The organism is Clostridium sp. MSTE9, from assembly GCF_000277625.1.
GTDB lineage: Bacteria > Bacillota > Clostridia > Oscillospirales > Acutalibacteraceae > Faecalispora > Faecalispora jeddahensis.
The window spans coordinates 1-16,785 of sequence record NZ_AKFU01000054.1 but is presented as its reverse complement, the minus strand read 5'-3'; the positions used below and the strand labels follow the sequence as shown (position 1 = coordinate 16,785).

15 protein-coding genes are annotated in these 16,785 nt (G+C 49.5%); 10 read left to right on the top strand and 5 right to left on the bottom strand.

Annotation, left to right across the window (positions count from 1 at the left end; all coding sequences use genetic code 11):
• Positions 1-444 precede the first annotated feature (444 nt).
• Together HMPREF1141_RS16100 and HMPREF1141_RS16095 are read right to left on the bottom strand one after the other, a co-directional pair.
• Positions 445-1,254 carry an enoyl-CoA hydratase-related protein gene (locus tag HMPREF1141_RS16100; protein ID WP_009066554.1) on the bottom strand — a complete coding sequence of 270 codons (810 nt, stop codon included), beginning with the start codon at positions 1,252-1,254 and terminating at the stop codon, positions 445-447.
• An 810-nt stretch (positions 1,255-2,064) separates the two neighbouring features.
• Entirely contained in the window at positions 2,065-2,661 is a 597-nt protein-coding gene (locus HMPREF1141_RS16095) for a helix-turn-helix domain-containing protein (RefSeq protein WP_009066681.1), read from the bottom strand.
• A 411-nt stretch (positions 2,662-3,072) separates the two neighbouring features.
• Here HMPREF1141_RS16095 and HMPREF1141_RS16090 point away from each other — a divergent pair, with 411 nt between their 5' ends.
• The 10 genes from HMPREF1141_RS16090 to HMPREF1141_RS16040 all read left to right on the top strand — a co-directional run bounded on the left by HMPREF1141_RS16090 (position 3,073) and on the right by HMPREF1141_RS16040 (position 15,187).
• Positions 3,073-3,987: a glycyl-radical enzyme activating protein gene (locus tag HMPREF1141_RS16090; RefSeq protein ID WP_009066548.1), complete on the top strand. Its 915-nt coding sequence runs from the start codon at positions 3,073-3,075 to the stop codon at positions 3,985-3,987.
• A 43-nt stretch (positions 3,988-4,030) separates the two neighbouring features.
• A complete protein-coding gene (gene hypD / locus HMPREF1141_RS16085) occupies positions 4,031-6,403 on the top strand; it encodes a trans-4-hydroxy-L-proline dehydratase (protein WP_009066783.1) in 2,373 nt (790 codons plus the stop codon).
• A 69-nt stretch (positions 6,404-6,472) separates the two neighbouring features.
• The gene (gene proC / locus HMPREF1141_RS16080) at positions 6,473-7,267 is read left to right on the top strand and encodes a pyrroline-5-carboxylate reductase (RefSeq protein WP_035317343.1); all 795 of its coding nucleotides are present in this window, start codon (positions 6,473-6,475) and stop codon (positions 7,265-7,267) included.
• Between the two features lie 28 nt (positions 7,268-7,295).
• Positions 7,296-8,096 carry a threonine/serine exporter family protein gene (locus HMPREF1141_RS16075; protein ID WP_009066516.1) on the top strand — a complete coding sequence of 267 codons (801 nt, stop codon included), beginning with the start codon at positions 7,296-7,298 and terminating at the stop codon, positions 8,094-8,096.
• Positions 8,093-8,587, top strand: coding sequence for a threonine/serine exporter family protein (locus HMPREF1141_RS16070; protein ID WP_009066667.1), 495 nt, complete (start codon positions 8,093-8,095; stop codon positions 8,585-8,587). Before HMPREF1141_RS16075 ends, HMPREF1141_RS16070 begins: the two co-directional genes overlap by 4 nt.
• 135 nt (positions 8,588-8,722) lie before the next feature.
• Complete coding sequence (gene pruA / locus HMPREF1141_RS16065; RefSeq protein WP_009066631.1) at positions 8,723-10,351, top strand: L-glutamate gamma-semialdehyde dehydrogenase; 1,629 nt, start codon at positions 8,723-8,725, stop codon at positions 10,349-10,351.
• Between the two features lie 27 nt (positions 10,352-10,378).
• Positions 10,379-10,687, top strand: coding sequence for a pyrimidine/purine nucleoside phosphorylase (locus HMPREF1141_RS16060; protein ID WP_009066723.1), 309 nt, complete (start codon positions 10,379-10,381; stop codon positions 10,685-10,687).
• A gap of 575 nt (positions 10,688-11,262) precedes the next feature.
• A complete protein-coding gene (locus HMPREF1141_RS16050) occupies positions 11,263-12,756 on the top strand; it encodes an oligopeptide:H+ symporter (RefSeq protein ID WP_009066535.1) in 1,494 nt (497 codons plus the stop codon).
• Between the two features lie 102 nt (positions 12,757-12,858).
• Positions 12,859-14,058, top strand: coding sequence for an amidohydrolase family protein (locus tag HMPREF1141_RS16045; RefSeq protein ID WP_009066523.1), 1,200 nt, complete (start codon positions 12,859-12,861; stop codon positions 14,056-14,058).
• Positions 14,059-14,098: 40 nt separating this feature from the next.
• A complete protein-coding gene (locus tag HMPREF1141_RS16040; RefSeq protein ID WP_009066687.1) occupies positions 14,099-15,187 on the top strand; it encodes a Xaa-Pro peptidase family protein in 1,089 nt (362 codons plus the stop codon).
• An 11-nt stretch (positions 15,188-15,198) separates the two neighbouring features.
• On the opposite strand, the gene HMPREF1141_RS17610 is transcribed toward HMPREF1141_RS16040, so the two are convergent.
• The 3 genes from HMPREF1141_RS17610 to HMPREF1141_RS16025 all read right to left on the bottom strand — a co-directional run.
• A complete protein-coding gene (locus tag HMPREF1141_RS17610) occupies positions 15,199-15,513 on the bottom strand; it encodes a hypothetical protein (RefSeq protein WP_009066502.1) in 315 nt (104 codons plus the stop codon).
• A gap of 55 nt (positions 15,514-15,568) precedes the next feature.
• Positions 15,569-16,462: an L-serine ammonia-lyase, iron-sulfur-dependent, subunit alpha gene (gene sdaAA, locus HMPREF1141_RS16030; protein ID WP_009066703.1), complete on the bottom strand. Its 894-nt coding sequence runs from the start codon at positions 16,460-16,462 to the stop codon at positions 15,569-15,571.
• A partial coding sequence (locus HMPREF1141_RS16025; protein WP_035317342.1) for an ACT domain-containing protein occupies positions 16,435-16,785 on the bottom strand: 351 nt, incomplete at its 5' end. The genes HMPREF1141_RS16025 and sdaAA, both read right to left, overlap by 28 nt.

Sequence of the window (16,785 nt, the reverse complement as noted above, 5' to 3'; positions counted from 1 at the left end):
GCGTCCTGTCTGTAGATTTCCTTCGGTTAGGAGAGCAGGTGGTACCGGTATTCGCTACTAATGTCGGATGAAAGGACAGGAGCGCTTCATATGGCTAAAAGAAAATCGTTGGTTTATTAGGACGAAGATATGATTTCCAACCTTTTTTCATTGTTCCATTCAAAAAAGAAGAAATCCCCTTGCTTCATGCAAGGGGATTTCCCATTGATCAAACCGTCTATTTATCGCGCCAGTGGTAAGCGTGTTTTTCTGGAAAGCATTAATATGTCAGTCATGAAGGAAAAAGAGGGTGCCGGACTGTTAACCCGATTGCAGCTTCATAACATGGAAAATTCACTATAGAGATAAGTAAGTTAAATTAAAGTATCATATGCTGTGTATCCTTAATTTGAATACCCTTGTGGGTACAAACACGGTTTCCTATGTATCAATATTTATTTTTTATCAGGCTTTGGACTTTCTGTTTAAACGCTCCACCAAAGCCGCTGTCCGTGTATGGTAATCGTCGAGCTCGGTCACAATCCCCATAAAGGAAGATACCAAATCCAGTGAAGAGCGCAATGAACTTTGCTCGCTCTGGTCAATCGCGCGTTTTGTCAGCCGCATGGCCTGCTGCGGCGCATCCATCAGCCTCTGAATATACTGTTCAACATAATCGTCCAGCTGATCATCGGGCACAACATGTGTAACAAGGCCGATTTTTTCCGCTTCAGCACCTTTCAGTACCCGTGCCGTCAAAAACAGATCAAGCGCTTTGTCTCGCCCCACCAGGCGCGGCAGAAAGTAGGCGCCGCCATCGCCAGGTACAATTCCGGCGTTGAAATAGCTTTCGGAAAGCGATGCGCTTTCTGAAGCAATGCGGATGTCGCACATCAGGGCCATATCCAATCCGGCTCCCACAGCCGCGCCGTGAATCTTTGCGATAACCGGCTTGTCGATTTCCTCCAGAATCAGCGGAATGCGCTGAATTCCTCTCCAAAGGGCGTTCTTCCTGGCAAGTGCAGTGGAAGTAATATCGTTATTGCTCTCAAAAAAGCCTTCTCCGGCCGCCATGGCCTTTACGTCACCTCCCGCGCAAAACGCCTTGCCATTTCCCGACAAAAGAACAACATGGATATCATCCCGGTCACGGATGTCCTCCAGTGCAGCTGCCCAGAGCTGAATCATCTCCTCGCTGAAACAATTGAGATGCTCCGGACGGTTCATTGTAATGCGTGCCAAATGATTGTTCACCTCATAAATCAAATCCGGCATATCATTTTACCTCTCTTTCCCTTTGCAGTAGTTGAAAATGCAGTAATATAAAGCAAATATTGCCTTACCTTTGTGCCTCTCAGTAGAACTTCGTGCACTATTGTTGATTCAGGTTGTTCCGGTAAGCTGCATATCTCTTTTTCAGTTTTTGCGTCCTTCAAATAATTGGATATAGTTTCGTAAAACGAAAAGCTCTCTTTATCATTCGGTATATTTGATAATTTCATTTAAATGAAATTTCTGTGCCGAGATAAGATTACATTTATTTTTTGCCAATGTCAATACTGAAAATTACAAAAAAACTGAAAAAAATACAGATAAATGACCCTATATTTTGCAAATTTTCAGAATAACTTATGAGAGACTATCATTTGCAATGGCTTTGATTTTCACAAAAATGAATATATTTAAAGAGTGATTGCTATGTTGAGAAATGGATAGAGTAAAAAAGCAGGGGGCAGATACCGGTTAAAAGGTAAAATAAATTTTAAGAATTGAAAAAAACAAAAAGAAATACGGTTTGCAAATCTTTGGCGGAATGAACTTGCAATACAGTACTCTGAAAGAAGATAGCAAACTATGTCTAAGAAAAATGATGCGGTTAAATTATGAGCATAAAAATAAACCAAGGGGACAGGTCAGTAGAGATACTACCCAACTAACCCAACTAGAGATTCTGAAAAAGGCCAGTGAATAGGGCCAATACCTGATCGGAAAAATGTTAAAGAGGCGGTATTCTTCATTTGTGAAGAATACCGCCTCTTTTTATAAGATGTAATTGCCGTCAAGGAGTTAGAGTGTTTTTTCTGCTCAAAGATTTAAAAAATCCGGGCTGTTGCTTTTAAAAGGATTCGGATAATTGAGTGTTAATATTCTAGCGATCTTATTGGTAAAGTTAATCCAGTTGTGGGGGCGGTTGGAATGAATCTGAATGCTGTCCCCCGGATAAAGGCAGTATTTATTGTCGCCGATAAAGACAGTTACGATGCCTTCCAGCACATAGATGAATTCTTCCCCATTATGACAATACATCTCCAGCTTTTTCAGGTCTGCATTTGCCAGCGGCATCAGCTGAAAAATCCTTGGAAGCGCATCAAAGTCGGTCACTTCGTTGCTTAGAATAAATTGGATAATCTGCGGGCTTACTTGGGTGCACGTCATATCGAAACTGTGCACGACCGGGTCGGTGTCTTTCACATCGATTTCATCGAAGAAAACGGAGAGAGTTACTCCCAAAATTTCAGCAATTTTTGAGAGAGAGTCTATTGCGATGGAAGAAATGCCGCGCTCCAGCTGCGAAAGAAAACCAACAGAGAGCCCGGACTCATCACTTAATTGCTTCAGAGTCATTTCTTTTTCTTTCCGCAGAGCTTTTATTTTGGATCCGATCGTAATATTGTGATCCACAAGAAACCTCCCTTTCAGGATTAAAATTTAGATATGATTCAGCGGGCAGCGGAAAACATAAGAAGCGCTTTGGATTCCTTTCAATTTTCGGTCAGAAAGCTCCTGGTGAGCTCTGGTCGGTTTGAATATCTGCTGCAAGGCCACCGAACAGTGTATAAAATCCCATTTTAATTATTTTCTTTTACTTATATAAAATATGATATCTATCTTGTTCGAAAAAGTCAACAGAGATGTACGCTCTTTCCTATGGATTCGAGAATAAAATAGGAATCACTGACAAAATAGCGAAAATGTTCACAATTTCTTATATATGAAATTTTCAAGCGCTATTGACTTTTATATCGGAGGATAATATAATTACAGTGAAATTTATAGCAAATATTTTCATGATAATGAAAATATGGAGGCCGAATGAATCATACATATATTATCAATATTCAAAAATTTTCTATACACGATGGGAATGGTATCCGAACTACGGTGTTTTTTAAAGGGTGTCCGTTATCCTGTGTCTGGTGTCACAATCCGGAAAGTCAGCGGTTTCACCGTGAGCTGATGTTCGATGAGGAACGATGTACCGGCTGCGGCAGCTGCATCCCGGCTTGCCCGCAGCAGGCCATTTTTCGGACGGAATCCGGCAAAGTGGTAACCGACCGAAAAAAATGTACCGCTTGTGGGCTTTGCGTCAGCCGGTGTCTTTATCATGCAAGAAGCGTTGTCGGCACAGAGATTCCCGTTCAGGAGCTGGTCAAACAATTGGTGCGTGACCGTATGTTTTATGAGGTTTCCGGCGGGGGAGTTACGCTTTCCGGAGGAGAGGTCATGGCGCAGGACATGAATTATATTCAGCAGCTGGTCAAAGAACTGCACGATGAGGATATCAGCGTCAATATCGACACTTGCGGCGATGCGCCTTATGAAAATTTTCAAAAAATACTCCCTTATGCAGATACGTTTCTTTATGATCTGAAAGCCGTCACTCCGCAGATTCATCAGGAATACACCGGCAGGGACAATAAACGGATGATAGAAAATTTGAAACGATTGAGCCATGACGGCGCAAAAATCAATCTTCGGATTCCGGTTATCACCGGCGTAAACGACAGCGAAGAAGAAATGCAGGGGATGATCACCCTGATCCGAGACGGCAGTATCCATCTGACGCAGGTAAATCTCCTCCCTTACCATAAGGTGGGGATGGATAAAAATATTCGGCTGGGCCGGGCAGACTGTCAGGAATTTGATCCCCCGACCGCCATGAAGATGGAACAGTTTAAAAATATGTGGCTGAATGCCGGGATTTCTCCTGTTTTTATCGGTGGATAAGAATGAGCAGCAAAAATTAAATTTTAGATAGGAGGATTTTATTATGATGCAAAGAGGCATGAACGAACGCATTCGCAGGCTTCGTGAACAGAGCGAGAATACCCCGCCCCGGCTTTATCTGGAGCGGGCCGATTTGGAAACGGATGTCTATCTGAAATATGAAGGTACTGTTTCCGTACCGGAACTGCGCGCATTGACCCTGAAGCATGTGATGGAGAACAAAACACTCTGCATCAACGATGGAGAATTAATTGTCGGCGAAAAAGGCGACGGCCCCCAGTCTGCCCCTACGTTCCCTGAACTGTGCTGCCATACAATGGAAGATATGCAAGTCATGAACGACCGGGAGCTGATTTCCTTCAAGGTTTCACAGGCTGATTTAAAGCTGCAGAAGGAAAAAATCATTCCTTATTGGCAGAACCGTTCCATTCGCCACAAAATTCTGGAATCCGTTACCCCAAAGTGGAAAGAGTGCTATGAAAGCGGCATTTTCACAGAGTTCATGGAGCAGCGCGGCCCGGGGCACACCGTTGGTTCCGAGAATATTTTCCTCAAAGGCTTTCTGGAGCGGAAGGCAGATATTCAGCAGGCGATCGAGGCTCTTGATTTTATCCGTGATAAAGAGGCTCTTCAAAAAAAGGAACAGCTCAGCGCCATGTCCATCTGCTGTGATGCAATCATGATTCTTGGCCGCCGGTATGCGGATTATGCGCGGGAACTGGCAGCGAAAGAATCGGATGAGACCCGCAGAGCGGAATTGCTCCAGATTGCCGCCAACTGCGATGTGGTCCCTGCCAATCGGCCGCAGACCTACTGGCAGGCGATTCAGATGTACTGGTTTGTGCATCTGTGTGTGACCACTGAGCTGAACCCATGGGATTCTTACAGCCCGGGCCGCCTGGATCAGCACCTGAATCCCTTCTATCAGAAGGATACCTCTGAGGGCATTCTGGATGACGAAAAAGCCAAGGAGCTGTTAGAGTGCCTGTGGATCAAGTTCAACAATCAGCCGGCTCCCCCAAAAGTGGGGATTACCCTGAAAGAAAGCGGCACCTATACTGACTTTGCCAACATCAATACCGGGGGAATCACACCGAACGGCGAAGACGGCGTAAACCCGGTCAGCTACCTGATTTTGGACTGCATGGACGAGATGCGGCTGCTCCAGCCCAGTTCCAACGTGCAAATCAGCCGGAAAACACCTCAGAAATTCCTGAAAAGGGCCTGCGAGATTTCCCGGCAGGGATGGGGCCAGCCTGCTTTTTATAATACCGAAGAAATTATTCAGGAGCTGCTCAATGCCGGCAAGACCATTGAAGATGCCCGCAAAGGCGGAACCAGCGGCTGTGTGGAAACCGGTGCGTTTGGCAATGAAGCTTATATCCTGACCGGTTATTTCAATCTTCCCAAAATCCTTGAGCTGACTTTGAATAACGGGTATGATCCTGTGGCAAAAAAACAGCTGGGCCTGAAGCTTGGGTACGCAGCGGATTTCCATTCCTTTGAAGAACTGCTAAAAGCGTATAAAAAGCAAATTCATTATTTTGTGGATATCAAAGTAGAAGGCTCCAATATCATCGAATCTATCTACGCCAAATATATGCCGGTGCCGTTTTTATCCATCATCACCAACGACTGCATCCAGAAGGGCAAGGACTACAATGCTGGCGGTGCCCGTTACAACACCAGCTACCTGCAGGGCGTGGGGATCGGTACGATTACAGATTCCCTTTCCGCCATCAAGAGCCATGTCTATGATAAAAAGGACCTTGACATGCCGCGCCTGATGGAAGCGCTGCATGCGAACTTTGAAGGATATGAGGATGTCCGCCATCTTCTGTTGAATGAAAGCCCGAAATACGGCAATGACGACGATTATGCCGATCACATTATGCGGGAGATCTTCCAGTATTACCGCACCTGCGTAACCGGCCGGCCGAATATGCGTGGGGGCCAGTATCGGGTCAACATGCTGCCAACCACCTGCCATGTATATTTCGGCGAGGTCATGGAGGCCAGCCCGGATGGACGTTTGGCTCATAAGCCTGTTTCTGAAGGTATTTCTCCGGTACAGGGCAGCGATACCAACGGCCCCACCGCTGTCATCCGTTCCGCCGCGAAGATGGATCACATCAGCACGGGGGGAACCCTTCTGAATCAGAAATTAACTCCCTCGAGTGTGTCGGGCGAAAAAGGACTGAGCCACATGGCAGACCTGATCCGAGCGTATTTCAACCTGGACGGCCACCACATTCAGTTTAACGTTATCGATCGGAAAGTCCTGCTGGAGGCGCAAAAGCACCCTGAAGAATATAAAGACCTGATCGTACGTGTGGCAGGGTACAGCGACCATTTCCGGAACCTCAGCCGTGCGCTTCAGGATGAAATCATCGATCGAACCGAGCAGGCCATTTAATCCGGAATAGAATCACTTTTGGGGAATTGAAAACGAACCATTCCTGAAAACAGGAGAAAGGACACTGGTATGCTAGAATTAGGAGTTATCGGTTATGGCAATATGGGCGGGGCGATGGTCAAGGGAATCATTGGAACCGGCCTGATCAAACCCGATCAGATTCAGGTTTCTGATGTCAATCGGGCGTACGTGGAATCGGGAGAGAAAGAACTGGGCTTTCATGCCGCCGACAACAAGTCGGTGGCGGCAAACAGCCGGGTGCTGGTGCTGGCGATCAAGCCGCAATTTTATAATCGGGTGATCAAAGAGATTGCCGCGGAGATCGGTTCCGAAACCATTGTGGTTTCCATTGCGCCGGGAAAGACCATTGAGGATTTGGAGCATAGCTTCCAACGTCCGCTGAAGATCGTACGCTCTATGCCGAACGCTCCGGCTATGGTGGGGGCGGGTATGACTGCAATCTGCGGAAACAGCCTTGTCACTCAGGAAGAGCTGCAGCATATTCAGTACTTAATGGAAGGCTTTGGCCGTGCAGAGATCGTTCCAGAATATATGATGGATGCGGTAGTGGCGGTAAGCGGCAGCGCACCGGCGTATGTCTGCCTGTTTATTGAGGCACTGGCGGATGCCGCCGTTAAGGAGGGGATGCCTTATCCGCTGGCTTATGCATTTGTGGAGCAGGCGGTGTTCGGCACGGCAAAAATGCTGTTGGACACAAAGCTTCATCCCGCGCAGCTGAAAGATACGGTATGCTCACCGTCGGGCACTACGATTGAGGCGGTTCATGTTCTGAAGGAAAGCGGATTTCGCAGTGGTTTGATCAGCGCGGCAGAAGCCTGCATTCAAAAGGCACGGCAGCTGTAACGGAGGGTTCCGTCTGGAACAAACAAGAATGGATGCTTCGAATTTTGATCAAAAGCAATCGGAAAAAGAACGCTTTGATCTGGTTGTGGAGATGGGGGAGCTGATTCTGCTCAACGGTGGGGAAATCTACCGCGCCCATGAAACAATGCTGTATGCTGCCAATCAATTTGAGCTGAACGGGTTTCAGGCTTTTATCATCGCGAATGGCATTTTCGCTTCCGCGGTTGTGGACCAATGTATTTATTCCTGTCAGGTGCGCAGTGTTCCCCTGGCACCCATTGAACTGTGCAGGATCGAAGCGCTCAACGAACTGTCCAGAGACGTGGCTCAGGGCCTTTGCACTCCCGCACAGCTTCGGGAACGGCTGGACCACATCAAAGTCATGAAGGCATCCGGAACAAAACTGCAGATTTTCGCTTCCGGCTGCGGCAGCGCCTGCTTCTGCTATCTGTTTCAGGGGACATGGGCCGATGCGATGGTAGCTTTTGGAGCCGGGGTTACGCTGTACTGGTTTATTTTGCGGGTGCTCGACCGAATCGGCCTGCCGAAAATTATGAGGACCATCCTCAGCAGCGCAGAGGTTGCCCTTTTCTGTTTTGTGTCCTATTATCTCGGCTTTGGCGATAGTCTGGACCACATCATCATCGGTGCTATTTTTCCGCTGGTTCCGGGAGTTCCATTGACGAATGCGGTGCGCAACCTGCTGGAAAACGATTATTTGTCCGGGCTGGTTCGAATGGCGGACGCATTGCTGACAGCGGGCTGTATCGCCATTGGTGTCGGGATTGCGCTGTCTTTGGGCCACCTGCTTCTGGGAGGGAGCATATGACGGGAAAGGAAATGTTGCTTCAGGTATTGATGGCTTTTCTGGGAACGGCTTCTTTTTCCGTTCTATTCGGGGTATCCCGCCGCCACTATTTGGCCTGCGGCTTCACCGGAGGTGTCGGCTGGCTGGTCTATCTGCTGGTGCTGAAAGTCGGATGGTCCAACGCGGTGGCAACCTTTTTTGCCACGCTGGTTCTGGCCACGCTTTCCCGGGTCATCGCAGCCCGTTTTCGGACGCCGGCCACGCTCTTTCTGCTTTGCGGAATTTTCACTCTGGTACCCGGCGCAAGTATTTACTATACGGCTTACTATTTCTTTATCGGTGATGAGTCGGCTTCTCTGTTAAAAGGAGCGGAAACGTTACAGCTGGCAGTTGCCATTACTCTGGGAATTGGTGTCTGTTATTCCATTCCTGCCCGTGTGTTCGGGTGGAAAAGCTCCCCGTCCGTTTGGAACAATGGGGATCGCTCCCGGACCGGATACTTTCACCGCTGACCGTTCTGTTCCTTGGGTACAGTCAGACATTCGGCAGGGCAATACCGGGATTCCCTTTGTTTTATATACAATCAATCAAAAAGAGAAATCAACCCGTTGGATCAAGAAATCAATTTTGAAAGGATGAGAGAAATTATGAGTAATGCGTATTTTAAGTTGCAGATGCCCGACAATGAACCGGTTAATTCCTATCTGCCCGGTACCCCTGCCCGTGCCAGCCTGAAGGCGGAATTGGCGCGCCAGGCTCAGACCCAGGTGGAAATTCCGCTGATTATCGGCGGGAAAGAAATCTTTACCGGAAAAACAGGCAAAAGCGTTATGCCCCACGATCATCAGCATGTGCTGGCAACTTTCCATATGGCAGGGGAGAAAGAGCTGAAAGAAGCGGTAGAGGCCTCCATGCAGGCAAAGGCCGAATGGGAAGCAATGCCCTGGGAGCACCGCGCCGCTATTTTCCTGAAAGCGGCAGACCTGCTGGCCGGGCCATGGCGTGACCGCGTCAATGCCGCCACCATGCTGGGGCAGAGCAAGACCGCGTTTCAGGCGGAGATCGATTCTGCCTGCGAATTGGCGGATTTCCTGCGTTTCAATGTGTATTTTGCCCAGCAGATTTACACAGAGCAGCCGAACAATACGCCGGGCGTGTGGAACCGTACCGAATATCGCCCGCTGGACGGCTTTGTCGCTGCTATCTCTCCTTTCAATTTCACCTCCATCGGCGGCAATCTGTGCACCGCTCCCGCCATTGCCGGCAATACAGTAGTGTGGAAGCCCGCTTCCACCGCTGTTTTGTCCAACTACTATTTCTTCAAAGTACTGGAAGAGGCTGGCCTGCCTGCCGGTGTCATCAACTTTGTACCTTGCCGCGGAACAGATGTCAGCAAGTATATTCTGACAGATCCCAGACTGGCCGGCTTCCATTTCACCGGTTCTACAGAGGTGTTCCGCGGCGTGTGGTCTCTGGTAGGGGAGCACATCAATTCCTATATCAACTATCCCAGACTGGTGGGTGAAACCGGCGGCAAGGATTTCGTGTTTGCGCACAGGTCCGCACAGGTCATCCCTCTGGCAACCGCTTTGGTGCGGGGTGCCTTTGAATATCAGGGTCAGAAATGCTCCGCGGCCTCGCGTGCGTTTATTCCCGCCAGCCTGTGGCCTCAGGTGAAGAAGCTGATGCTCGATGAAATTTCCAAAATCAAGGTGGGCGATATTCAGGATTTCAGCAACTTTATGGGTGCTGTCATTGACGCGAATTCTTTTGAAACCATCAAAGGCTTTATCGACAGAGCGAACCAGTCCCAGGAAGCGGAAGTCCTGTGCGGCGGTTACGACGATTCAAAAGGCTGGTTCGTTTATCCCACCGTGATTCAGGCGCAGAAGGCGGATTATGAATCTATGGTAAAAGAAATCTTTGGGCCGGTTCTTACCGTTTATGTCTATCCTGATGAAGAATTTGAGAAGACCCTGAAGCTGTGCGACACGGCGACTCCTTATGCGCTCACCGGTGCAATCTTTGCGCAGGACCGTCAGGTGATTGTGGAGATGGAGCGTAAGCTGAACAACGCGGCGGGCAACTTCTATATCAACGACAAACCTACCGGGGCAGTCATTGGTCAGCAGCCCTTTGGCGGTGCCAGAGCTTCCGGTACCAATGACAAGGCAGGCAGCATTTTGAATATGTATCGCTGGATCAGCCCGCGCACTTTGAAGGAAAGCTTTGTCCCCGCAGAAACAGTGTCTTATCCTTTTATGGATGAAGCCTGATTCGATTCCGTAAAGGAGGTGTATAAGATGGATTTTACCAATGCGACCATTATCAAAAAAGCAAATGTGTATTTTGACGGAAAAGTCAGCAGCCGTACGGTTGTGCTGCCGTCCGGTGAGCGGAAAACGCTGGGATTTATGATGCCGGGCGAATATGTCTTCGGAACCGACGCACCGGAACTGATGGAGCTGCTGGCAGGCCAAGCGGAAGTGCGTTTGAAGGAAGAAGACCCACCTAAGACATACCGTGAGGGGGATACCTTTTCCGTACCGGGAAAATCCAGCTATTCTATCCGCGCAATCACTTGCCTGGATTATTGCTGCTCTTACCTGTAATACTGATAAAGAACAATAGAATGCAATAGTCAAAGATGCTTTCAAAGAGGGGAGTATTGTTTGCCATCGTTTTGGTGGCGGGCGATATTCCCCTTTCTGTTTTGCATTCTGAACAGACGTTGCTGCAGAAAACGGCCTGGAAACGGCCGGTGAAAATAGTGAAACCAAATCAGCAAAGAAACGGAACTCCATGCCGGCGGCTTTCGTTCCTGAAAAGCAGATGTATTCCAAAGGAAAATGATTTTTTCTGTGAGCTGAGATTCAAAATACCTAAAAAACAATCGGTATTTTTGTATTGTAATGATATCTATAATTTTTATTTTCATTGACAGTATTTCATGTAAATGATATAATTTAATTACTAAATTCATATAAATGAAATATTCAAACGATTGTGGCCTTGATGATGAAATGAAACGAAAGCGTGCAGCAGTACAAAAAAGGGAGTTTTCTTTATTCCCGCAAAATGAAAGGGGGATTATGCCAGCCTGAATTGACATACTTTCCAGCGGTTTTCCTACATCTTTGCCCATGGGTGTCGGGGCAAAACAGAAACAGGACGAGGAGTGATAGTTGTGGTTACAAAAGAAAAGGAAGCTACTTCCGATGCAATTGATTTTTCTCAGGATAAACGGTTTTTTGGTCACCCCAAAGGGCTAGGCGTTACCTCAACAGTTATTTTGTCACAGGCCTTTGGTAACTACGGTATGTCCGCGATTTTAATCTATTATCTTTATACTGCAGTGGCGCAGGGCGGGCTTGGCTTCAGCCAGACCAACGCGGCGCAGTTCGTGAATGTTTACAGCTCGCTTTCGTTTATGGCAGGTATTTTAGGCGGGTATATGGCGGACCGCTTTTTGGGAATTCGAAAAGCTTTGGGCATTGGCTATCTGGTCAAGACAGTGGGATATTTGCTGCTCGCAATCCCGGGCGGCGGCACGGCTCTGTATCTGGCCAGCCAGTTCTTACTTCTGGTTGCCGGTATGTGCATGGGCAACAGCCTGAACGCGCTGGCGGGCAAAATGTACAGCAAGACGGACGAGCGCCGCGATTCCGGATTCAGCTTAATGTATGTGATGAACAATGTAGGGGCCATAGCGCCTATCGTTACCGGTACTGTGGCACTGATGCTGAATTACAATGCGGGCTTTCTGGTGGCAGGCATCGTTCAGGGCCTGGGATGGCTGCTTTACATATTAACGGCGAACAAGGTGTTCGGAGATGCCGGAGTGCAGCCGGATGACCCGGCAGAGCCCGCACACCGGAAAGCAACCATTACGAAAGTGGTCGGCATTCTGGTAGTCTTAGTAGGCGCTTTTGCAGGGCTGCTTCTGTCGGGTACCATCACCCCGACTATGTTCTGCAACGGTGTCAGCACCATCAGCATTTTTGTGCCAATGGCTTATCTGATCTACATTTATACCAGCAGAAAGACCAGTCGTGAAGAAGCAAGACGCATCATACCTTTTGTGTTTGTTTTTGTGGCAAACTGCTTTGCAATGATGATCTGGAACCAGTCCACAACAATTTTGGCTATTTACGCGGCAGAACGTGTCAACATGAATTTCTTCGGCTATGAGATGACCCCTGCTGCATTCCAGACGGTTCCCGCCATTTATGCGGTACTATTTGGTCTGTTGTGCAGTGCCCTTTGGAACAAGATGGGAAATCGTCAGCCCTCTACGCCGCTGAAGTTTGGCATCGGCACCGCGTTTTGGGCCTTTGGTCCTCTGTTTATGGTGATTCCGTTCCTGCTGTATCCCTCTAATGTCCGGGTCAGCCCCATGTGGCTGATGATCTTTTATGCTTTGATCATTTGGGGCGAAGCGATGACCTCTCCTGTTGGCATGTCTGCGGCTACCAAGGTGGCACCCACGGCTTTTACCGCGCAGATGGTAACGGTCTGGCAGCTCAGCCAGTCAACCGGCTCAGGACTTAGCGCGCTCGCTGCAAACTTTTATGTGGAAGGCTCTGAAACCGGATATTTCCTGTTTATCGGCGGCATTACACTTTTGGTTGGTCTGGTTCTTTGGATCGGCAATAAAAGGCTTGGCAGGATGATGGAGTAAGAATTTCTGGAAAGTGATTTTCTGAGGAGTTGTATCAATCGGAAGTGCCAGAAATTTGCACACAATCCATAGGATGCTTTTTCAAGAAAGGAAGCGGTTGTTGTGATCTTAAAAGCAGAACATCTTATTTTGGGGGACGGAAAGACCGTTTTGGAACAAGGCGCTGTCTGCGTGGATTCCGAAGGAAAAATCAAAAGCGTTGGCCCTTCTGACCAGGTCGTACAGCAAAATCCCGGAGAAGAAATTCGGGATTATGGGGAGGCGACGATCCTGCCCGGGCTGTTTGATATGCATGTCCATTTTGGCTACTATTACAGCCAGCCCGGCCTGTCGGAGTATGACGACTATATGGTTGCCTACTACGCGCTGAAACAGGCGGCATATGCCTTGGACCTGGGTATCACCACGGTGAGAGACCTTGCTTCTCCGTATAATCTGTGCAAAAAAATGCGTATGGCGGGGAAAACGGGCTTTATAGAGGTTCCGCGGATTTTCCATACGCATACAGGAATTTGTATGACGGGCGGTCACGGACATGAGGACGGTATTACAGAGGTGGACGGTGTCTGGCCGCTGCGCAGGGAAATTCGCCGCCAGCTTCGTGACGGGGCAGACTGGATTAAGATTTTGACAAGCAACCGGGAGAATTTTCCGGAATTTACGCAGGAAGAGCTGGAGGCCGCGGTGGACGAATGCCACCGCAGGGGTGTTAAAACAGCGGTTCATGCCGGTACGCAGCCCGCAATTCAAATGTGCATTGACGCCGGGTTTGACACCATAGAGCACGGCACCTTTATGACTTTGGCCCAGGCGGAACAGATGGCTGAAAACAATCAGGCTTGGGTTCCCACCATAACGGCGTACACCTATCTTTATGAGTACACCAAGCGCCTTATTGAGGAAGGCGGGGATCTGTCCAATCCGATTTCCGCCCGCGCGGTCAAGGATCAGGCTTTCTTCGAGCCGGCTGCGAATGCATACAAGAACAATTTCAAAAAGTTTTACGATACGGGCGTTACGGTTCTGGCAGGCTCCGACATGGTGCTTTATGGAGCGCCGCCGCTTCCGATTCATCAGGAGCTTGCTTATATGGTAGAGTACGGTATCACGCCGGTACAGGCGATTGCCACGGCTACCGGAAATCCCTCTCGTGTCATGGGTTTGGAGAAGATCACCGGATTCTTGCATCCCGAGCTGCAGGCGGATTTGCTGGTAGTGCAGGGAAATGCCGCAAAAGACATCCACGCGCTGGATGAGGTGCTGGGCGTTTATCTGGGCGGCCGCCTTGTCAGAGGAGATTGAAGTTGGGTATTGCTGTGGAAGAAAGGAAGCGTAATCGTTAATGAGCAAGCTGAGTGAAGAAAAACTTTTCAGCTATTTGGAGGAAGAAAAGCTGGATGCGTTTTTCGTGTCCAAAGAAGTGAACGTGCGGTTTATCAGTGAATTTACCGGGGATTGCAGTTTCCTGCTGATTACCAGAAGCGGAAAAAAGTTTTTCATTACGGATCCGCGTTTCACAGAACAGGCATCCATCGAATGCCCGGAATATGAAATCTACATTTGGCGCAAGCCGGGGATCGCCGGCCTGACGGTAGGCGATGCCATTGGGGAATTGGCAAGGCAGGAGGGCTTAAAGCAGGTGGCTTTTGAGTCGGAAGCGGTTTCTTACGAAACCTATCTGAGCCTGCAGGAACGCTCCAAAGCAGAGCTCGTTCCGGTATCCGGCGTGCTGGATCAGTTGCGGGTGATCAAAACTCCCCAAGAGATTGCCTGGCAGCGTGCTGCCTGCGAAATTTCCTGCCGTGCGCTGGACCGTCTTCTGTCGGAAATCCGCGTGGGCGTGACAGAGAAGACTCTGGCTGCAAAGCTTTCCCTTTATATGGTGGAGGAAGGCGCAGACACCATGCCTTACGGCAATATCCTGATTTCCGGTGCGCGAACCTCGCTGCTGCACGGCATCCCTTCGGCGAAGTCCATTGAATACGGCGATTTCGTACTGATGGATTTCGGCTGCCAGGTGAATGGCTATATGTCCGACATGACACGCACTGTGGTTGTGGGAAAGGCCACGGAAAAACAGCGTGAAGTTTATGAACTGGAAAAGCAGATGGTGGCGGACAGTCTGGCAGTTACCAAAGCGGGTACTCCGTGCAAGGAGGTCTATCTGGCGTCCCTCAAAGCAATTAAGAATACGGAATACTTTGGATACCACTACACCAATATCGGTCATGGGATTGGCCTGTTTGTCCATGAAATGCCCATGTATACGGAAACCAGCACGGATATTCTTCAGGCAGGCAACGTAAGAACCATTGAGCCCGGCATTTATATCCCCGGATGGGGCGGCGTTCGTATTGAGGATCAGATTCTGGTGACGGAGGATGGTTACGAAAATATGGTCCGCTTTACCCATGACCTGATTGAACTTTAAAAGAGCTTACGTCAGAAAAGCTGAATTCCCCCGGATTTTGTCTCCTTTTGCCCTTTCTCTGCCGCACCGGGCCTTTCGACTCTCCACGTAGTCCGGTGCGGTGAGGTGAGGGCAAAATGGAAATGTAGCCTGTCGGAACAGCAATTTGTAATAGACCAAAAAGGAGCCAGTAGGCGTCCCTTTTCTGCTTGATTTGAGGAATACCGGCGCAGAAAAGTCACTAAATTATAAAACGGAAAGAGTGTTTTCAGGCGCTCTTTCCGTTTTTTCATTTGTATTGGGAGCTCGGCAAAAAATAAAATGATATATTTGAATAAGCTTTTCATTCATTTTTCCTCCTGTTTCTAATAAAAATCCACCGGTGTAGCCGGTGGATTTTTATTAGAAAGCTTTATTTTCCTCATGCTTGATAAAGATATTTTCAAAGATGCTCTTCGCAGCCGGTGTGGCGGCCAGCCCGCCCTGTGCGGTTTCGCGCAGCTGGGTGGGGAGCATTTTGCCGGTGTGGTACATAGCGGCGATCACCTGATCCGGCGGGATGACGCTGCGCTGGCCCGCGAGCGCCCAGTCTGCGCTCAGCAGAGCGTTCACGGTTTGGGAGGCGTTGCGCTGCGCACAGGGCACCTGAACCAGCCCGGCCACCGGGTCGCAGACCAGCCCCATGGCGTTCATCAGGCAGAAGCTTCCGGCGTGCAGGGCGGCTTCCGGCGAGCCGTGGCAAAGCTCTACCGCGGCGGCCGAGGCCATTGCGGCGGCTACACCGCACTCCGCCTGACACCCGCCCTCCGCTCCGGCCACCGTTGCATTGCGCGTGATGATCGCACCGAGCCCTGCGGCGGTCAGCAGGCCGCACAGAACCTCCCGCAGCGTCAGGCCGCGTTTGTCCCGCACAGAGAGGAGCACCGCCGGTAGAATCCCGCAGGCGCCCGCGGTGGGCGCCGCACAGATTTTTCCCATAGCCGCGTTGACCTCGCTGCACGAAAAGGCCAGCGCCATGGAGTGGTTCATCCAGGAGCCGCACAGAGAAGAATCCAGATTGGAATATTCATTCTGAATCTGGCTGACGCCGGTAATCAGGCCGCCGATGGCGTGCTGGGGGCTAGAAAGCGCTTTTGTCGCAGAGCGTTCCATGACCCCATAGGTTTTCTCCAGCCGATCAAAAACCTGCTGTTCTGTTTTTTCGGTCAGTTCCATTTCGTTTTCCAGAACGATCCGCCAGAGGGGAACGGACCGTTCCTGCGCCTGACTCAGCAGCTCTTCTGCGGTTCGATACACGGCGATTCCTCCTCTCTGAAAAGATTGATGGCGCGCACCTGAAACACCTTGGGGATAGTCCTGAGCTGTTCAGCGGCCTGCTCTGGAATAGCCTCGTCGGTTTCGATCGTGCAGAGCGCGGTGCCACCCTTTTTCAGGCGGCTGACCTTCATCACTGCGATGTTGATCCCGTATTCCGCCAGAACGCCGGTCAGCTTGCTGATGGCCCCGGGGCGGTCCTGATAGCTTAAAATCAGTGCCGGGGACTGTGCGGTGAAGTATGTGGGGAAATCGTCGATCTGCGTAATGATGATCTGCGCGCCGCCGATGGAGGAGCCGATCAC